Below are 16,090 nucleotides of genomic sequence, written 5' to 3' on the forward strand. Positions count from 1 at the left end.
TGCGGGTTATGAAATTCCAAGTGCTTGGTAACGGTCGATTCAGTAGGGTATGTTAGGCTGAAGCCGTAACGTATGATGTTACACTACTATTGGTGATGTAATTATACCCTTTGCCTCTAAGGTAGCCGCAACCCGTAAAATTAACGCTTCATTATATGGTGCTGCTATTAATTGCACACCCAGAGGTAAGGCATTTGGGCGCAAAATTGGTACTGATAAAACGGGTAAGCCAATAAAAGATAATGGTTGAGTAAATAGCCCTAAATGAGGACGGACAAGAATTTCTTCGCCATCCAAAATCATGGTTTGTTGACCAATTAGCGGCGCAGAAATTGGTGTAGTTGGGGCAAGAATTACATCGACATTTTGAAACACTTCCCGAATGCGATCGCGATACCATCTTCTAAACCGTTGTGCTTGAAGATACCAACTACTAGGAATTAATGCTCCAGCTAAAAAGCGATCGCGTGTCGCTGGATCAAAATCTTCAGGACGCGATCGCAACTTATCCAAATGCAGATTTGCGCCCTCGCTAGCTGTAATTACAAAGGCTGCTGCACGGGCGCGATGTGCTTCTGGTATGATTACGTATTTAGTAACTTCTATTGCATCAGCTACCTTTTGCACTGCTGCTAAAGCTTCCGGTTCTGCACCTTTAGTGAAATAATCAGCTGCAATGGCAATTCTAATATCGGAAATATCTTGTTTGAGCTGTGGTAAACATAATTCAGCTGGACGCTTTGTACAAATGGGATCGCGATCGTCTTCTCCCTGAAGCACATCAAACACCGTAGCGATATCCTGCACCGAACGCGCAAAAGGGCCAATATGGTCAAAACTGCTAGAAAATAAAGCTACCCCAGCACGAGATAACCTTCCATAAGTTGGCTTGAAACCAAAAACGCCACACAACGCCGCCGGAACGCGAATTGAACCATTAGTATCAGAACCCAACGTCAGCGGTACTAACCCAGCCGCCACCGCCGCCGCCGAACCGCCCGATGAACCACCAGCAACTCGCTGTAAATCATGGGGGTTGTGAGTAGCACCGTAATGGGAGTTTTCTGTTACAAACCCATAAGCGTACTCATCCATATTCAAAGCACCAACTAGCACAGCACCCGCTTGCTTCAACTTCGCTACTGCGGTTGCATTTTGAGTAGCTGCTGGGTTTACTGCATTGATTTTCGATCCCGCTAGAGTCGTAAAACCAGCGATATCGAAGAGATTTTTCACCGCAAAAGGCACACCAGCAAGCACTCCAGAATGATTACCTTGGGCAATTTCCCTATCAATCAGTGCTGCATCTGTTAAAGCTGTCTCAGCAGTTATAGTCGTAAAACAGTTGAATAGATGATTTCGCGTTGCTATTCGTGCTAACGCAGCTTTCGTAACTTCCACTGCGCTAACTTTACCTTCGCGTACAGCAGTTGATATTGTTATGGCATCGGCTGAATCAAAATTCATGCTGAAATATTAAGAGATAGCGCGTTTAGCTTTTTGAGTAATAGCAGTCAGCAATAGTTTTTGCTTCACTAAAACATCAAGATAGCTATTCTTGAAACAATTATGGTTCAAAAACTGGTGCAACTTCAATTTCCTCTGGTAAAGGGAAAGAATTTACCAGATTAGCGATCGCCATAATTCTCTCAAAATTTGCCACCACACCATCACGATACTCATCTCTGATCTCTAAATCCAACAACAACCCCATCAGATCGACATACTCACCCACATCAAACTCTTCTCTTCTCATCTCTCTTCCTTTGCGCCTTTGCGGTAGCCTGCGGCAAGCCAAAGCCTCTACGTTATCTTAAACTTATAACTTCTTGCGACAACAGCGATACCCAGGTAGTGACATACAATTCTGTAGGGAATGCAACGTCTCTATATTAATTTGGTTTTCCATAGTAGATTCCTTTACCATCGGTGCCAATGAAAACTAGCCCAAATTGCTGTCTGCTAGCTTCCATCACGTTCGGGACATTGCCGATGGGATATAGAGGATTAGAGATGTTTGTCCATGTTTGCCCTCTATCCAAAGAACGGAAAATTCCTCCTCCCATACCAATGATTTTGCCATATAAATATAGTGCTGGAATTGTACTTCCTGTTTGTGGTTTGCCAAAGGCAAATAAATAAGCTTTCTCCACACCAGCTATTTTGGCAAACTTCGTACCACCGTTTGTTGAACGATAAAGCCCATTCGAATTGAGACTTATCCAAACTTCGTTACTCACCCCCGGAACTGTTTTGAGCATAGACCAATCTTCGCTAGGAAGTGATGAGTTGACAATACTGAAGTATGCAGCTCCATCCTTACTGCGGTAGACTTTGCCACCGTTATAGTAGTAAAAAATATTGCCATTTACTTTGTCTGATGCCAATGGTTGACCCCAGTACCACGGCCCCTTGGGTCCGTTGGGTAAACCTGATACTCCACTCCAAGAAGCTCCACCGTTAGTTGTACGTATAGGTTGTTTCTCGCTGGCGATCGCTACAAACAAATTTGGATTACTTGCAGACATAGCTACCCGTAGTGGCATAGTGTTCTGCGGAAAGGAGGAAAAGTTTTTCCAGGTATGTCCGCCATCTGTGGAAGTTCCTCCTGTAAAGGTATTGAACCCTCGATGTCCGCCAACGCGTACCATACGTAAGGGATCTTTTTCACTGTAGGCAATGCTGTATGTTTCTTGATACCAAGGGCCGTTACTACCACCCAATTGAGTAGATGGGTAAGTATCTAATTTCTGGCCATGGTTAAAGCCTTCTACATCAGCCACACCGCTTAACAATAGTGGGCCTTTTGGAGGTGAGATGAGTTCAAAAGCAACTGTTTCCTCATGTCCTTTTTCATAGTTAGACCAGATAGGCTTGTTAGCATTGATATTGTCTGTCTGCCAAGTTCCGAACCAGTCTGTTAACCAAACTTTGCCAGCAATATTTGGGTCAAATTCAATCGCTGAAGCCGCAGAAGCAAAATACCAGTTTGGCCACCAAGGTACTTGAGGATTCAATGAATGGCTTTTCTGTTGCCATGTAGCGCCACCATCGGTAGATTGAAAGACTCTAGAGTAATTAGTACTTTCATGGTATTGGTCATAAGTAACTAAAACGTGATTAGAGTTATTGGGATCTATAGAAAGCCCATTAAATGAAATAGTTTTGATGTTAGTTGGCGTAATATTGCTCCAAGCCCCATTTGCATATTTGCTAACTCCTGAAGTGTGCGTTACATACAGTACTCCATTGCTATTAAGCACCATTCGATTTGCTTTTGATGGGCTTCCGGCTATTCTGATCCAGGTAACACCTGTATCGGTAGACTTATATATCCCGTCTCCATAGGCATTTGCATAAAGCAAGCCAGAATTCTTTTTGCTAAACAAAATTCCTGTAATACCAATGGATGCATTGGGTTTTCCAGAGAAAGAACTTACTTTCTTCCATGTTTGACCAGCATTCACCGACTTCCATAGCCCATCCAAACGTGAACCAAAGAAGATGATATTAGAATTAAATGGATTAACTCCCAGCCTTTCCCCCGTCCATCGCTTAGTTTCGTTGCCACCCATTGGCAAATCTATGTTCAGTTTGCTCCAGGTTTGACCTTTATTGGTCGATTTGAAGATTGTTCCTAAGCCAGCCTTAGTATATTTGCCTGCCGCGATATAGACAACATTTGGATTGTTAGGGTCAAGCGCTAATCCTTCTCCGCCGTAGTAGTTACTTTTATCAGACCCAAACTGATCTGTTAATGGAATCCATCTCTTCTCTAGCGAATTCCAACGATAGAAGCCACCTATATCGGTTCTAATGTAGGCTAAATTCCGCTCTAGAGGATGCAGATAAATATTGGTAACATAGCCTCCTCCCCCTATAGAGACTTGATTCCATTGATACTCAGATGTTGTTGCGCTGCGACTAGGTTCAACAATTGTAAGTGCTATGGTCGTAGCTAGAGTGAGCATAGAAAAGCGAATTATTTTCCTTAAAGGAATATGAAACAAGCGAATGCTCATATAGTCTCATTGGTAAAAGAATGAAGACAGAGATAATACTTAGTAAATAAAACTAAGCAGTATAAAATTAAGTAGAAATGCGGATGCATTCTCCCGTGAGTTGGAAGATAGCGGAATGCTTGTCAATAGGTAATAGTTGATATAAATGTTTTGGCAAATTAAAAATACTTTGTCAAGATTTTTACAGTATTTATGTATAATTTGTTATAACTACTTAAAGACTTTTATAAGTAGACACAAGTAGTTTTTGGGTTACTTATTAACAGAAATTGTTACCATAAACTCTACTGTTGCACGGACATTGCAAGAATAAGTTTCCTTGCTTGTTGCAGCACCGATATTCATTTGGGATGACAATGAAGTTAGACCACTTGCATAAAAATATTTAGAAGTTCGCCTAAAGGCGCAAAAAAGACCTAAAAGATGGCTCTTGCCAGTTATCTGTTCAGAATATTCAACATTCGTGCAAGAGGTGTATTGAATACCCGTAAGTTGCTGAATATGAAGATGAAAATTCAATCTCTTGATCTCTAGATTCTTCGCGTTATCCTACAGAAACGCCTAACGGCAAACTGCATCTCTGCGTGAGGACAAAAATCATCTCACTTACCGCGCAAAATCAACCACCCCCACCAGTGTTTTAAATTAGCGATGACCTGCCTTCTGCTGACAAAGACGCTACGCGAACAGTACTCGACTTACAATCAGTGCTGTTGTCACCGGATTTGGCTACGTTAGAAAATCTCATATTCCTCCAACAATTTAATTACAGCGTATTTCAGGTAAATGAAGTACACGGGTAGGGGCACAAATGTACTGTACCTCACCAAGTTGCAATCTGCTGTAAGTATTTTTTTTTAAAGATGAAAAATCCCTCTAAAGTTAGAGATATATTCTGTGCTGTGGTAGAGGATTTTTTGATTCCACTTCAGTATCTTGGTAGATAAAGAAATTTTCCTGGTATTTACCCAAACTTAGTCACTTTAGCTAAGAGATAAACAATTATTCAAATGATATTTGCAGCAGATAAATAGTCTATAAGAACAATAATAAACATGGATAACAAAAACAAACTTGATAGTAATAAAAGCAATTTAAATCGAGATACAAAAGTGGCTGAAACTAATATAAATTCATTATCTAACGAACCTAAACGGTTAACTAAAACAATTAATATAGATGGTCAGCGTCCAGTTGATCCAAGTAACATTCAGATTAAGGAAACAATTGATATAGATGGTCAACGCCCAATTGCAAAAGATGAAAATCATAGCGATCAAACAATTGATATAGATGGTCAACGCCCGATCACTAAGAGTAATTTTCAAGAACATGAGATGCTAAGTGTAGACGGTAAGCGTCCCATTGATCCTAGTGATTTGGAGGTTGAGGAAATTCTTGATATAGATGGTCAACGTCCGATCGCCAAGAGTAATTTTCAAGTTCAGGATACTCTAGAGATAGATGGTAGCCGCCCAATAGTTTCAGATAACACTGTTGATTCGCAAATACCAACAGATTATGTAGACTAAAATCACAACTTTTGTTGACACTGTAAAGTGGTGAAGATCAAACAAGGGGACTCAGTAATCTATGTTGTTAGCATAAAGCAAAGCTATACCAATTCTCTGTGAAGTTGTACATTATTTTGACCCCTCCCAACCTCCCCGATGGATGCTTTGGGGAGGTGCGGTTATTTCTATGCGTCTTCATAAAGAATTGGTATAGGTGAAATGTGAGTGTTGAATCGCAGATGTTATGGCGATCGCCATAATCAGTACCTGAACTTTAGTTAATCCGTTACCTGAGATTTGTTTTTCCATTCAACCTAAGTCGCTATAATTTAGTTGCTTGAGGACTTTTCCCTTTAGCTTCATCTGTGTTTATCAGTTATTAGTTTTCCTGGTGCTAAACCGCCAAGTTAGGATTATTGCAGCGATCGCTAAACCAATAGCCAATCCCCACCAAAGACCAATAGCTCCAGACCCCAACGAGATCCCAAAAGTATAACCAGTGAATAAACCAACACACCAATAAGCAAAAATTCCAATCAACATAGGGATTCGAGTGTCTTTGAGTCCGCGTAATGCTCCTGCGGCAGTAACTTGCACACCGTCAACTATTTGAAAAATTGCCGCGACTGCTAGCAATTTTACCGCGAGGGCAACCACATCTGCATTGTTCTGATTGTTGATGTCAATATAAAGAGAAATAATCGACTTTGGTACTAGCCAAAATGCAATGGCTACTACACCCATAGATAAAGCTGCAATGGCAATGCCTACATATCCAGCTAGACGAGCGCCAACCAGGTCATTCTGTCCGGCTAACTGTCCAACACGAATTGTTGTCGCTAGAGAAATGCCTAGTGCCATCTGGAATGATATCGAAATTGTTTGTAAAGCAATTTGATGGGCAGCGAGGGCATTTGTTCCCAATTGTCCGATCAAGAAAGTGACAACAGTGAACAGTCCGGCTTCAACCGCAATTAGACCCCCGATGGGCAATCCAACCTGAAAAATCTCGCCAATGATCCGGCGATGTTCTAGAGGAAAGCCTTCGTGAGACGAAGGTCGAAAAATACCGTAAACTGCAAAGCGAGGCTGATTATATATATAAACTGCCAAAGCAACAAACATACTCCAAAGTGAAAGCGTGCTTGCCCAACCGATACCAGCTAAACCCAGCGCCGGAAATCCCAGTTTGCCAAACATCAGCACATAGTTAGCTGTGATATTGAACAGAGTACCCAAAACCACAGTCACCATCACTAATTGCGGTTGCAATAGAGCAGAAAGAAAGCTTTTAAGTACTGCAAAGCCTAAAGCAGGAATAAAACCCAGTGCGATCGCCCTTAAAAAAATCTCTGCTAGTGCTACTGTGTTAGCATCCTGTCCTAGTAAAAGTAGTAAAGCACCTCCATTGTAAAGCAGCAATGTAATTGGTATTCCTAGTACCAGAGATATCCCTAGTCCAAGCCGGACAATTGTGCCAACTTTTTCTCTATTTCCGGCTCCGTATGCTTGGGCAGCTAACGGACTGACAGCAGAAACGATACCAGCAACAATCAACAGACAAAAACTAAAGAGAACAGCTCCCAAACCTCCAGATGCAATGGTTTTACTTCCCAACCAGCCCATCATAACCGTATCCACAAAACCAGTTGCAGATTGAGCCAGTTGTGCCGCTGCCAAAGGTACGGCTAACATAAGACATTTTTTAACTTCAGAAAACATATACAGCTGATAACCCGATGTGAAGAACAAAGGGTTTTTCCAAAATCTAAACCCATGTTCAGGAGATATTGCTCCTGGGAACTTGAATCTATCTTAATGGAGTCAGAGGACTCCCGTCACAGTGGTTAGCAGAGCGTTCCGCAGGAAAGACTTAACAGGAGATGAATTGTAACCAGGTAACAACAAACACGACATATCAAATGTTTGGTTGATTCTTTTTGTGGAATAAAGTTTTAGAATGTTCGCTGTGGGCGGTGGTTTATCCCTTCAAGCAGATTATCCACATCGCGATCGCCAATGAAGCTGAAAATCCCCATGCCAGCTTTGAGTGTCACAAATAATTTCAATGTTTTGGCAATCATCTTGAAGCTACGTTAAAGTAAACAGTTGCAGTTAAGAATGTATTTATATGCGCTTACCAATTGCAATTAGTGCTATTTTAGTAGCATCTTTAGGTTTTAGTGCACCTGTAATATCTCAACCTCCTCCTATACAGGTAGCCAAAACGCCCGCACCTAGTAGTTTAGCCTTGGAACAATTTAAGATTAATTACCGATTATGGAGACGGCAAAAAATCTCTAACTATCGCTATGAATTCACTAGAAGTTGCAATTGTTTACCTAAAGCTACAGAACCAGTGATTATTAAAGTACGTAATCGAGTCACAAGTTCTATTACTTATAAAGCAACGAAACAGCCAGCTGAGGCAGAATTGTTTAAACAATATAATACAATTCCTAAACTCTTTAATATCATCAGGGATGCGCTGATTCGTAAAGCAGCAAACTTGACTGTAGAATACGATCCAATACTTGGTTATCCAACTCAAATTAACATTGATTATAATAGCCAGATCGCTGATGATGAAATATTTTTTACAATTAGCAATCTGCAAAAAACTAATTAACTATGGCTAGCGAGAGCATTCTTTACTACAGCAGTGCTTAATTGATTCAGCATATCTTGCTTGCTCTATAGAGTAGAATTTCCTAGCAAATTAAAGAGATGAGTCGATTGCAAATCCGCTCAGATGACCTGACAGGTAAAAAGATTGCCGATCTTCTGCGGGAGCATATCGAAAATATGCATGAGATGACACCGCCTGGAAGCGTTCATGCTCTTGATTTAGAAGCATTGCGATCGCCTGATATTACTTTCTGGACAGCTTGGGAGGGATCGGAATTACTCGGATGTGGGGCACTAAAAGAACTAGATTCAAGAAGTGGTGAAGTCAAATCAATGCGTACCGCCAAGGCTCACCGACGTAGAGGTGTCGCCTCAAAGATTCTTGAACACATCATAAAAGAAGCCGAACGGCGTGCTTACGATCGCCTGTATTTGGAAACAGGGGCAATTCCAGAGTTCGCCCCAGCACGAGCCTTATACACACGGTATGGGTTCGAGTACCGAGGCCCTTTTGCTGACTACATTGATGACCCAAACAGCGTATTTATGACCTTAGCTCTGTAAAGGTTTAGGATGGGGAATGCATTGTTGGGCTGAAGTATTTAAAGTCTTTCAATAACACCATCGCCACTCATCATTTTTGCGACTTCATCCATAATTTCTTTACTCCTATAGTCTGGCTTAGATGGATCTATTGGTTTTAACGGACGAAAAATAGCTAGCTGACATTTTGGAGTCAGCATTTGTTGTAACTCGCTTTCACGTATACCAATTTTTTCTTCAAACATCAGTTCACCACCATGTTCTAATTCATCATGAATCACATCGAGATGCCGTAAGCCTCTATAAGTAAAAGTTACGGTTTGATTTTTGGGATTAAGATATGTGTCGTTACTCTCATAACCAAGTTCTTCGGCTTTCTCAAAAGCCTCTTCTGGTGAAGAAGCATGGACAAGAACAATATTTACATGAACAACATTGCGTGGATTTCCCTCAACGTTACACTCGATCACCAATTCAGCGATATACCAGTTTGTATCCTTTGGAATGTATGCCATTGCTTATAAAACCCAAAAATTATAACAATAATGCTATCACTGACTATTCAGTGGTTTTGTTTGAAAGGATTTTTGAAACTCATCTCACAGGTTATGCTGGCTGAAAACCAACATACACTAAACAATTCAAAAATGACAATAAATCAATCTTGGCACGATCTACATGTCGGTGATCATATTTGTATCTTGCAATTACCACAAATACAAATGCTTGAAAATACAAAGCAACTATACCAGCGACTTATTGCCGAGCGTGCTATTTTGAGAATTAGTGAAATTGATCGGTGGGGATATCCTGTAATCTACTATAGTTTTCAAAACGAGCAAGGAGGGGAAGAAGCTCATAGTCTGGCAATTGATGAGTATGATATCTGGGAAAAAGTCAATATCACATAGTCAGCTTTGAAAGCTTGTAGCGATATAATGCCAAGCTAGAAAATCTAGAGACGTTGATGGTAAAGCTAAAAATTTATGAGCGCTGTTGTGTCCATTTGTCCTGGTTTACCGACGTAGTTAAGTATCTTCACATTTAATATATAGCAGTTCTTGTTGACGCGACGTGCCTCTACACCTTGCGATATAACGTTGTAATGCATCTAAATGGGAACTGCTATATGTACTTTCAATTACATTTGCGTTCCTCAGTTTTGTGAATTTTGAACTATATAATTACTAAACTTAAGTATTAAATAAAATGATTACCAATACTTTAGGAAAAGCAAAGACGTGAACCGTTTCAAAAAGCTATCCTCAATTGTGTTCCTGTTATTAGCCTTCATTTATCCACCTACTTTGGTTGAAGCCAAAGAGAACACTCTCAACAATGTTCTCAATGAACAGAGTATTGACGCACAGACAAAATTAGTTGGAGAGCAAAGTGAAGAGTTTTTGTTAGCTCACAGACGGACTCGACGACGTTATCATAGACGGCAACGAACTGGAAAATATTATTATCAACGCCAGCGGAATCGACGACATTATTATAGACGACACTATCGCTCTATACGTTATCATGGACAACGATATCGTCATGGAGAATGGGAACTTGTGCGCGATCGTCATGGACGATTAATGTATGATTGGCAGCGTTAATAGTAAACTTTACACTCAATTTTTCTAGAGAATCTTTATGCGTAAATCCTAATGCAAAACCCAAATACTTTACCCAGTTTTGAATCATCTCACGGGTTGGCGGAATATCTGTGATGTTAATAAACTCATGGTCAATGTTGTTCTATCAGATGCGATAAATCATCACAAAGACGCGATAAATCGCCGTCTCTACAAAAGACTAATTATTGGGGTGCAGGGGAGCAAGAGCAGAGGAGCATGGGTGCAGGGGAGCAGGGGAGAAGTTGCAGTAAGTTTTTCCCCTCAAGCTTGTGAGAAACGCCAGTAGGGTGCGTTATGTCCACCCTGAAACAACAAATGCGAACGCCAAATTAACAAATGCGAACGCCAAATTAACAAATGCGAACGCCAAATTAACAAATGCGAACGCTAAATCAACAAATGCGAACGCTAAATCAACAAATGCGAACGCCAAATTAACAAATGCGAACGCCAAATTAACAAATGCGTAGCCAGCACTTCGACCTGGTTCGACTCCGCTCACCAGCCGCTCAGTGACCACCGTAGGCATCGCCATGATTGCAACAATGCCAAAAATTGATCGCAAGTATCATGACAGAGATAGCTAGAAACCAAATTTAGATATGTGCGATCGCCTAAATCCGCAATATCCCAAACAGCGAACTTACAAGTCAACGCCATCGCCAAAAAATCATGGTCTAGCATTTTTCTTTAATCAGTTAAGATAATCTTCATCAATCTTCTTTCCTTTTACCCTTCTCCTTGGAATTATGACGCAGGATGAGTTATTGGTACTGATAGATCGCGCCGTGGCTGAGGGTTGGCAAGAGTTAGACTTGTCGGGGCAGGAGTTGACTGAGTTACCTGTGGAAATTGGTAAGTTGCAGCAGCTTGAGTCTTTGATTTTGGGAAAGAAGGTTGAAGGTTATGAATTGGTAGGAAACCGCCATCTCGAAAAAGTTTCAGGCAACAATTTAAAAACGCTTCCACTCGAACTATTGGGTTTGCCTAATTTGCGTAAGTTGGATATTAGTGGCAATCCTTTAGAGAGCATTCCCGATGTGGTAACGCAAATACTACATTTAGAGGAACTTATCTTAATTCGAGTAGAGCTAACTGAAATACTTGATGCGATCGCTAAATTAACCAATCTGACGCAGCTTGACCTCAGTGACAACGAAATAACCCAGATTCCAGAGGTGATCGCTAAATTAACCAATCTGACGCAGCTTGTCCTCAGTAGCAACCAAATAACCCAGATTCCAGAGGCGCTCGCTAATTTAACCAATCTGACTAGGCTTGACCTCAATTCCAACCAAATAACCCAGATTCCAGAGGCGCTCGCTAATTTAACCAATCTGACTAGGCTTGACCTCAATTCCAACCAAATAACCCAGATTCCAGAGGCGCTCGCTAATTTAACCAATCTGACTAGGCTTGACCTCAATTCCAACCAAATAACCCAGATTCCAGAGGCGCTCGCTAATTTAACCGATCTGACACAGCTTGACCTCAATTCCAACCAAATAACCCAGATTCCAGAGGCGCTCGTTAATTTAACCGATCTAACTACGCTTGACCTCGGTTCTAACCAAATTACCGAGATCCCAGAGGCGCTCGCTAATTTAACCAATCTGACGGGGCTTTACCTCTATCAAAACCAAATTACCAAGATTCCAGAGGCGATCACTAATTTAACCAATCTGACTACGCTTTACCTCTTTTCCAACAAAATTACAGAGATTCCAGAGGCGATCACTAATTTAACCAATCTGACAAACCTTGACCTCGATGGCAACAAAATTACAGAGATTCCAGAGGCGATCGCTAATTTAACCAATCTGACGCAGCTTGACCTCCGTTCCAACCAAATAACCCAGATTCCAGAGGCGATCGCTAATTTAACCAATCTGACTACGCTTTACCTCTTTTCCAACAAAATTACAGAGATTCCAGAGGCGATCGCTAATTTAACCAATCTGACGCAGCTTCACCTCAGTTCCAACAAAATTACCCAGATTCCAGAGGCGATCGCTAATTTAACCAATCTGACGCAGCTTCACCTCAGTGACAACCAAATAACCCAGATTCCAGAGGCAATCGAAAGTTTGCCGAAATTGGAAACCCTAGATTTACGGGGAAATCCGCTTCCTATTTCACCAGAGATTTTAGGATCTTTTGATGGTGTTGGTTCTGTTGAAGACATTTTCAATTACTTGCGATTACTCCGTAGCGGTGAAGTGCGTCCACTCAACGAAGCCAAACTGTTGCTCATCGGACAAGGCAGCGTCGGTAAAACATCCCTTATCGAGCGACTAATCCGCGATAAATATGACAAAAATCAATCCCAAACCGACGGACTCAATGTAGAAACTTGGAACGTGCAGGTTAATAGCAAAGACATCCGCCTGAATGTTTGGGACTTTGGCGGACAGGAAATTTATCATGCCACCCATCAGTTTTTTCTGACTAAGCGCAGCCTCTATCTCCTAGTCTGTAATTGTCGCACCAGCGAAGAAGAAAACCGCATCGAATATTGGCTGAAACTAATCGAAAGCTTCGGCGGACAATCCCCCGTGATTATCGTTGGCAACAAAAAAGACGAACAACCCCTCGACATCAACCGCAAGGCATTACGCGAAAAATATCCCAACATCCAAGCGATTATCGAAACCTCTTGCCAAGACAATATCGGCATTGATGAACTTCGCACTGCAATTTTGCAGCAAATCGCCAACCTCAAAGAAGTCTACGACCTTCTACCCCTGACATGGTTTGAGGTTAAACAACAACTCGAATCCATGACTGAAGACTTTATCAGCTACAACCGCTACATCAGCATCTGCCACGAAAACAAAATTCCTGAAGAACAAAACCAAGATCAACTCATCGATCTCCTCCATCGGCTCGGCTTAGTTCTCAACTTCCGCGAGCATCCCATCCTCAAAGATACCAATGTCCTCAAACCCAACTGGGTGACAGAAGGCATTTACGCGCTCCTGAGCGATGAAAACCTCAAAACTAAAACCAAAGGCATTTTCACCCTCGCCGATCTCACCCGCATCCTTAATCCAGAGCGCTACCCCACTAAGCGTCATGGCTATCTGATCGAACTAATGAAGGAATTCGAGCTTGGCTTTGCACTAGAATGTTACCCACCACAATTTCTGATTGCGGGACTTCTGCCTAAAGACCAACCAGACGAAACAGAACTCTACGACGAAACCCTGGAATTTCAATACCATTACAAAGTTCTCCCCGAAAGCATCGTCTCCCGCTTCATCGTCATCACCCACGAAAAAATTAATAACCAAATCTATTGGCGTAGTGGCGTAATGCTGCAATATCAAGAAAACAACGAAATCTACAACATCGCTCGGATCAAAGCCGATCCCGAAGACAAAAAAATCTTCATCACCATTAGCGGACGCAAAGAAACCCGCCGCTTATTTCTCGGCATCCTCCGCGATGTCTTCAAAAAAATCCACAAAAGTCTCCCCAATCTCGAAATCACCGAATCGGTTCCCGTTCCCAATCATCCTAAACATCCACCCCTCGACTACCAAGAACTCCTCGGACTCGAATCAATGGGTGAAAGCACAATCACCATCGGTAAACTAAAATTAAAACTCGATTTGCGTCAACTACTTGATGGGTATGAAGATATAAGAACTCGACAAAGACAAGAAATAGACAAAGGAATTATTGAACCAGCCCCCATTAAGGAACCAATTATGTCAGAAAGCATCAGAAACCAAGTATTTGTTAGCTACAGTCATCAAGATGCAAAATGGTTAACAGAACTGCAAAAACAACTAAAACCCTATATTCGTCGTGCAGAAGATTTCATCGTTTGGGATGACACCAAAATCAAACCTGGCGCAAAATGGAAAGCCGAGATTGAAAAAGCATTAGCCACGGCTAAGGTTGCTATCCTGCTAGTCAGCCCTGACTTTATAGGCTCTGATTTCATCGACAGACATGAGCTCCCCCCCTTACTCAACGCAGCCGAACAAGAGGGATTAACCATTATCTGGATTCCAATTAGTGCAAGCTCATACAGAAAAACCGACATCGAAAAATACCAAGCTGCTCACCCTCCAAATAAACCCCTCGACACTCTAAATAAGGCAGAACGTAACCAAGCTTGGGTGAAAATTTGCGAAGAAGTCGAAAAGGCAATAAAATAGAACCTATTTCAACATTGACCAAATTTAACTTAAATGTTATGGAAATAGGGAGCAAATTAGGCATTGAACTAAACCCTCTGGTAAATAGACTTTGCTAACTCCACGGGCGATCGCAACCTATTCCAAATTAACAATGATGGCATAATACCAACTTGCACCTGCTGCCAATATTAACAGCAATGAACCTAAAGTAATACACAATTTATTTCTTAAGTAGAATAAAAATTTCTTTGCAAATCTGCGATCATATCTTGCGATCGCCTAAGTTTTTCCGAGCTAATTTTCGGTTGGCATATCTTTTAGGACTTATGCATTAACTTGAATTTCCCGCCACTTTGAGTTTTTGCATACATGGAGATGGCACATATCTGTTAAAAAATCCTAAAAGTGCTTTGATAGTTTTTCCACAAGATGATTAAGATATAGGTATTTGACCTGATGGGTGTTGATACTCATGGTGCAAGACCAGATTTTGCTGAATGATTGGCATGTAATAGCGCGATCGCAAGACCTCCAACCTGGAACAGTCTTGCACAAGCGCTTATTAGGCTCAAATATAGTGCTTTGGCATAATGGTGACAAAGTTTTAGCTTGGCAAGACGTTTGCCCTCATCGTGGTGCTCGTCTTTCTCTAGGATATGTCAACAAAGAGACTCTTGTTTGTCCTTACCACGGTTTAGCCTTTAATAGCGAGGGAAAATGTGTACTAGTTCCGGCTAATCCTGAACAATTGCCCCCCGTCCAAGCTTGTGTTAAAACTTACCAAGTTCAAGAGCGTTACGATCTGCTCTGGGTTTGTTTAGGGACACCAAAACAAGACATAGCTCCGTTTTCTGAGTGGTACGATCCGGTCTATCAGAAGATTTTCTGTGGCCCTTACTACTATCACTCTAGCCCTCTGCGGGTGCTGGAAAATTTCATCGATCCGGCACACTTCCCAATTATGCATTCGGGATTATTTGCCCACGCCAGTCATCCTGAGTTGACGCACTATGAATTAGAGTCTCTTCCAGATGGGATTAGTTTCAAATGTGGTTTGTGGGAACTAGATTTTAATTCCGGTAATCCTCACCAAGCACCAATGATTTTCAACACTTACGATTACCGAATTTTCCGTCCGCTAGTGGCATACTTTAAACTTGGGCCTGGAGATCGTCGTTTAAATATCTTCTATACAATTACACCAGTCGATGAAGATGAGTGCGTGGTGCAATATTGGTTAATGGTAAACAGTGTCCGCGACCTAAAAGTGGAAGTGTATTTAGATATTCAAAATCAAATTGCTAGTCAAGATATCGCCATTGTCGAGTCCCAGCAACCTCGACGCTTACCTTTGGATTTGCAAGCAGAAGTACATTTACCGAGCGATCGCTATTCTATAGCATACCGGAAGTGGCTCAAACAACAGGGTGTTACTTTCGGTACTATTTAAAACTTGGCGATGCTTCTCATTATGATTAAAAAAAGATTTAGATAAAATTGCTTTATAAACCAACCCCCTGAAATAGTTGAAAAAACGGTAGATTAGACCTCTTGCATAAGTCGAATAGACCCCCCTTAATCCCCCCGATATAAAGGGGGGAAAC

The 16,090-nt window shown here is 41.5% G+C and carries 15 protein-coding genes; 8 read left to right on the forward strand and 7 right to left on the reverse strand.

The window, feature by feature from the left end:
* Window positions 1-78 precede the first annotated feature (78 nt).
* The 3 genes from HWQ40_RS15670 to HWQ40_RS15680 form a co-directional block, all read right to left on the reverse strand.
* A complete protein-coding gene (locus tag HWQ40_RS15670) occupies window positions 79-1,467 on the reverse strand; it encodes an AtzE family amidohydrolase (RefSeq protein WP_292779294.1) in 1,389 nt (462 codons plus the stop codon).
* A 100-nt stretch (window positions 1,468-1,567) separates the two neighbouring features.
* The gene (locus tag HWQ40_RS15675) at window positions 1,568-1,756 is read right to left on the reverse strand and encodes a DUF4089 domain-containing protein (RefSeq protein WP_292779297.1); all 189 of its coding nucleotides are present in this window, start codon (window positions 1,754-1,756) and stop codon (window positions 1,568-1,570) included.
* Between the two features lie 136 nt (window positions 1,757-1,892).
* On the reverse strand, window positions 1,893-4,022 hold the full coding sequence (locus tag HWQ40_RS15680; RefSeq protein WP_292779300.1) for a hypothetical protein: 2,130 nt from the start codon (window positions 4,020-4,022) through the stop codon (window positions 1,893-1,895).
* A 1,055-nt stretch (window positions 4,023-5,077) separates the two neighbouring features.
* Between HWQ40_RS15680 and HWQ40_RS15685 the strand changes: the two genes are divergently transcribed.
* The gene (locus HWQ40_RS15685; RefSeq protein WP_292779302.1) at window positions 5,078-5,554 is read left to right on the forward strand and encodes a hypothetical protein; all 477 of its coding nucleotides are present in this window, start codon (window positions 5,078-5,080) and stop codon (window positions 5,552-5,554) included.
* Window positions 5,555-5,908: 354 nt separating this feature from the next.
* Here the strand turns inward: HWQ40_RS15685 and HWQ40_RS15690 are convergent, their stop codons facing one another.
* Window positions 5,909-7,231, reverse strand: a complete 1,323-nt coding sequence (locus HWQ40_RS15690) for an MATE family efflux transporter (RefSeq protein WP_292779306.1) — start codon at window positions 7,229-7,231, stop codon at window positions 5,909-5,911.
* Between the two features lie 260 nt (window positions 7,232-7,491).
* Window positions 7,492-7,620, reverse strand: a complete 129-nt coding sequence (locus HWQ40_RS15695) for a hypothetical protein (protein ID WP_292779309.1) — start codon at window positions 7,618-7,620, stop codon at window positions 7,492-7,494.
* A 47-nt stretch (window positions 7,621-7,667) separates the two neighbouring features.
* Here HWQ40_RS15695 and HWQ40_RS15700 point away from each other — a divergent pair, with 47 nt between their 5' ends.
* Both HWQ40_RS15700 and HWQ40_RS15705 read left to right on the forward strand, forming a co-directional pair.
* Window positions 7,668-8,165 carry a DUF6174 domain-containing protein gene (locus HWQ40_RS15700; RefSeq protein WP_292779311.1) on the forward strand — a complete coding sequence of 166 codons (498 nt, stop codon included), beginning with the start codon at window positions 7,668-7,670 and terminating at the stop codon, window positions 8,163-8,165.
* A 98-nt stretch (window positions 8,166-8,263) separates the two neighbouring features.
* Window positions 8,264-8,728 (forward strand): GNAT family N-acetyltransferase, encoded by a 465-nt coding sequence (locus HWQ40_RS15705; RefSeq protein WP_292779314.1) that lies wholly within the window; start codon window positions 8,264-8,266, stop codon window positions 8,726-8,728.
* 38 nt (window positions 8,729-8,766) lie between these two features.
* Here HWQ40_RS15705 and HWQ40_RS15710 read toward each other — a convergent pair whose 3' ends face one another.
* Window positions 8,767-9,222 carry a DUF4288 domain-containing protein gene (locus HWQ40_RS15710; RefSeq protein ID WP_292779316.1) on the reverse strand — a complete coding sequence of 152 codons (456 nt, stop codon included), beginning with the start codon at window positions 9,220-9,222 and terminating at the stop codon, window positions 8,767-8,769.
* Between the two features lie 60 nt (window positions 9,223-9,282).
* Between HWQ40_RS15710 and HWQ40_RS15715 the strand changes: the two genes are divergently transcribed.
* The 3 genes from HWQ40_RS15715 to HWQ40_RS15725 all read left to right on the forward strand — a co-directional run bounded on the left by HWQ40_RS15715 (window position 9,283) and on the right by HWQ40_RS15725 (window position 10,621).
* Window positions 9,283-9,618 (forward strand): hypothetical protein, encoded by a 336-nt coding sequence (locus HWQ40_RS15715; RefSeq protein WP_292779319.1) that lies wholly within the window; start codon window positions 9,283-9,285, stop codon window positions 9,616-9,618.
* 330 nt (window positions 9,619-9,948) lie between these two features.
* On the forward strand, window positions 9,949-10,314 hold the full coding sequence (locus HWQ40_RS15720; RefSeq protein WP_292779323.1) for a hypothetical protein: 366 nt from the start codon (window positions 9,949-9,951) through the stop codon (window positions 10,312-10,314).
* 79 nt (window positions 10,315-10,393) lie between these two features.
* Complete coding sequence (locus HWQ40_RS15725; protein ID WP_292779326.1) at window positions 10,394-10,621, forward strand: hypothetical protein; 228 nt, start codon at window positions 10,394-10,396, stop codon at window positions 10,619-10,621.
* Window positions 10,622-10,833: 212 nt separating this feature from the next.
* Here the strand turns inward: HWQ40_RS15725 and HWQ40_RS15730 are convergent, their stop codons facing one another.
* A complete protein-coding gene (locus tag HWQ40_RS15730; protein WP_292779328.1) occupies window positions 10,834-11,019 on the reverse strand; it encodes a hypothetical protein in 186 nt (61 codons plus the stop codon).
* Window positions 11,020-11,084: 65 nt separating this feature from the next.
* On the opposite strand from HWQ40_RS15730, the gene HWQ40_RS15735 reads away from it, so the two are divergent.
* On the forward strand, window positions 11,085-14,504 hold the full coding sequence (locus HWQ40_RS15735; protein ID WP_292779329.1) for a leucine-rich repeat domain-containing protein: 3,420 nt from the start codon (window positions 11,085-11,087) through the stop codon (window positions 14,502-14,504).
* A gap of 454 nt (window positions 14,505-14,958) precedes the next feature.
* Window positions 14,959-15,936, forward strand: a complete 978-nt coding sequence (locus tag HWQ40_RS15740) for an aromatic ring-hydroxylating dioxygenase subunit alpha (RefSeq protein ID WP_292779331.1) — start codon at window positions 14,959-14,961, stop codon at window positions 15,934-15,936.
* The last annotated feature ends 154 nt before the right edge of the window (window positions 15,937-16,090 follow it).

The organism is Nostoc sp. NMS9 (genome assembly GCF_017114995.1).
Classification (GTDB): domain Bacteria; phylum Cyanobacteriota; class Cyanobacteriia; order Cyanobacteriales; family Nostocaceae; genus Nostoc.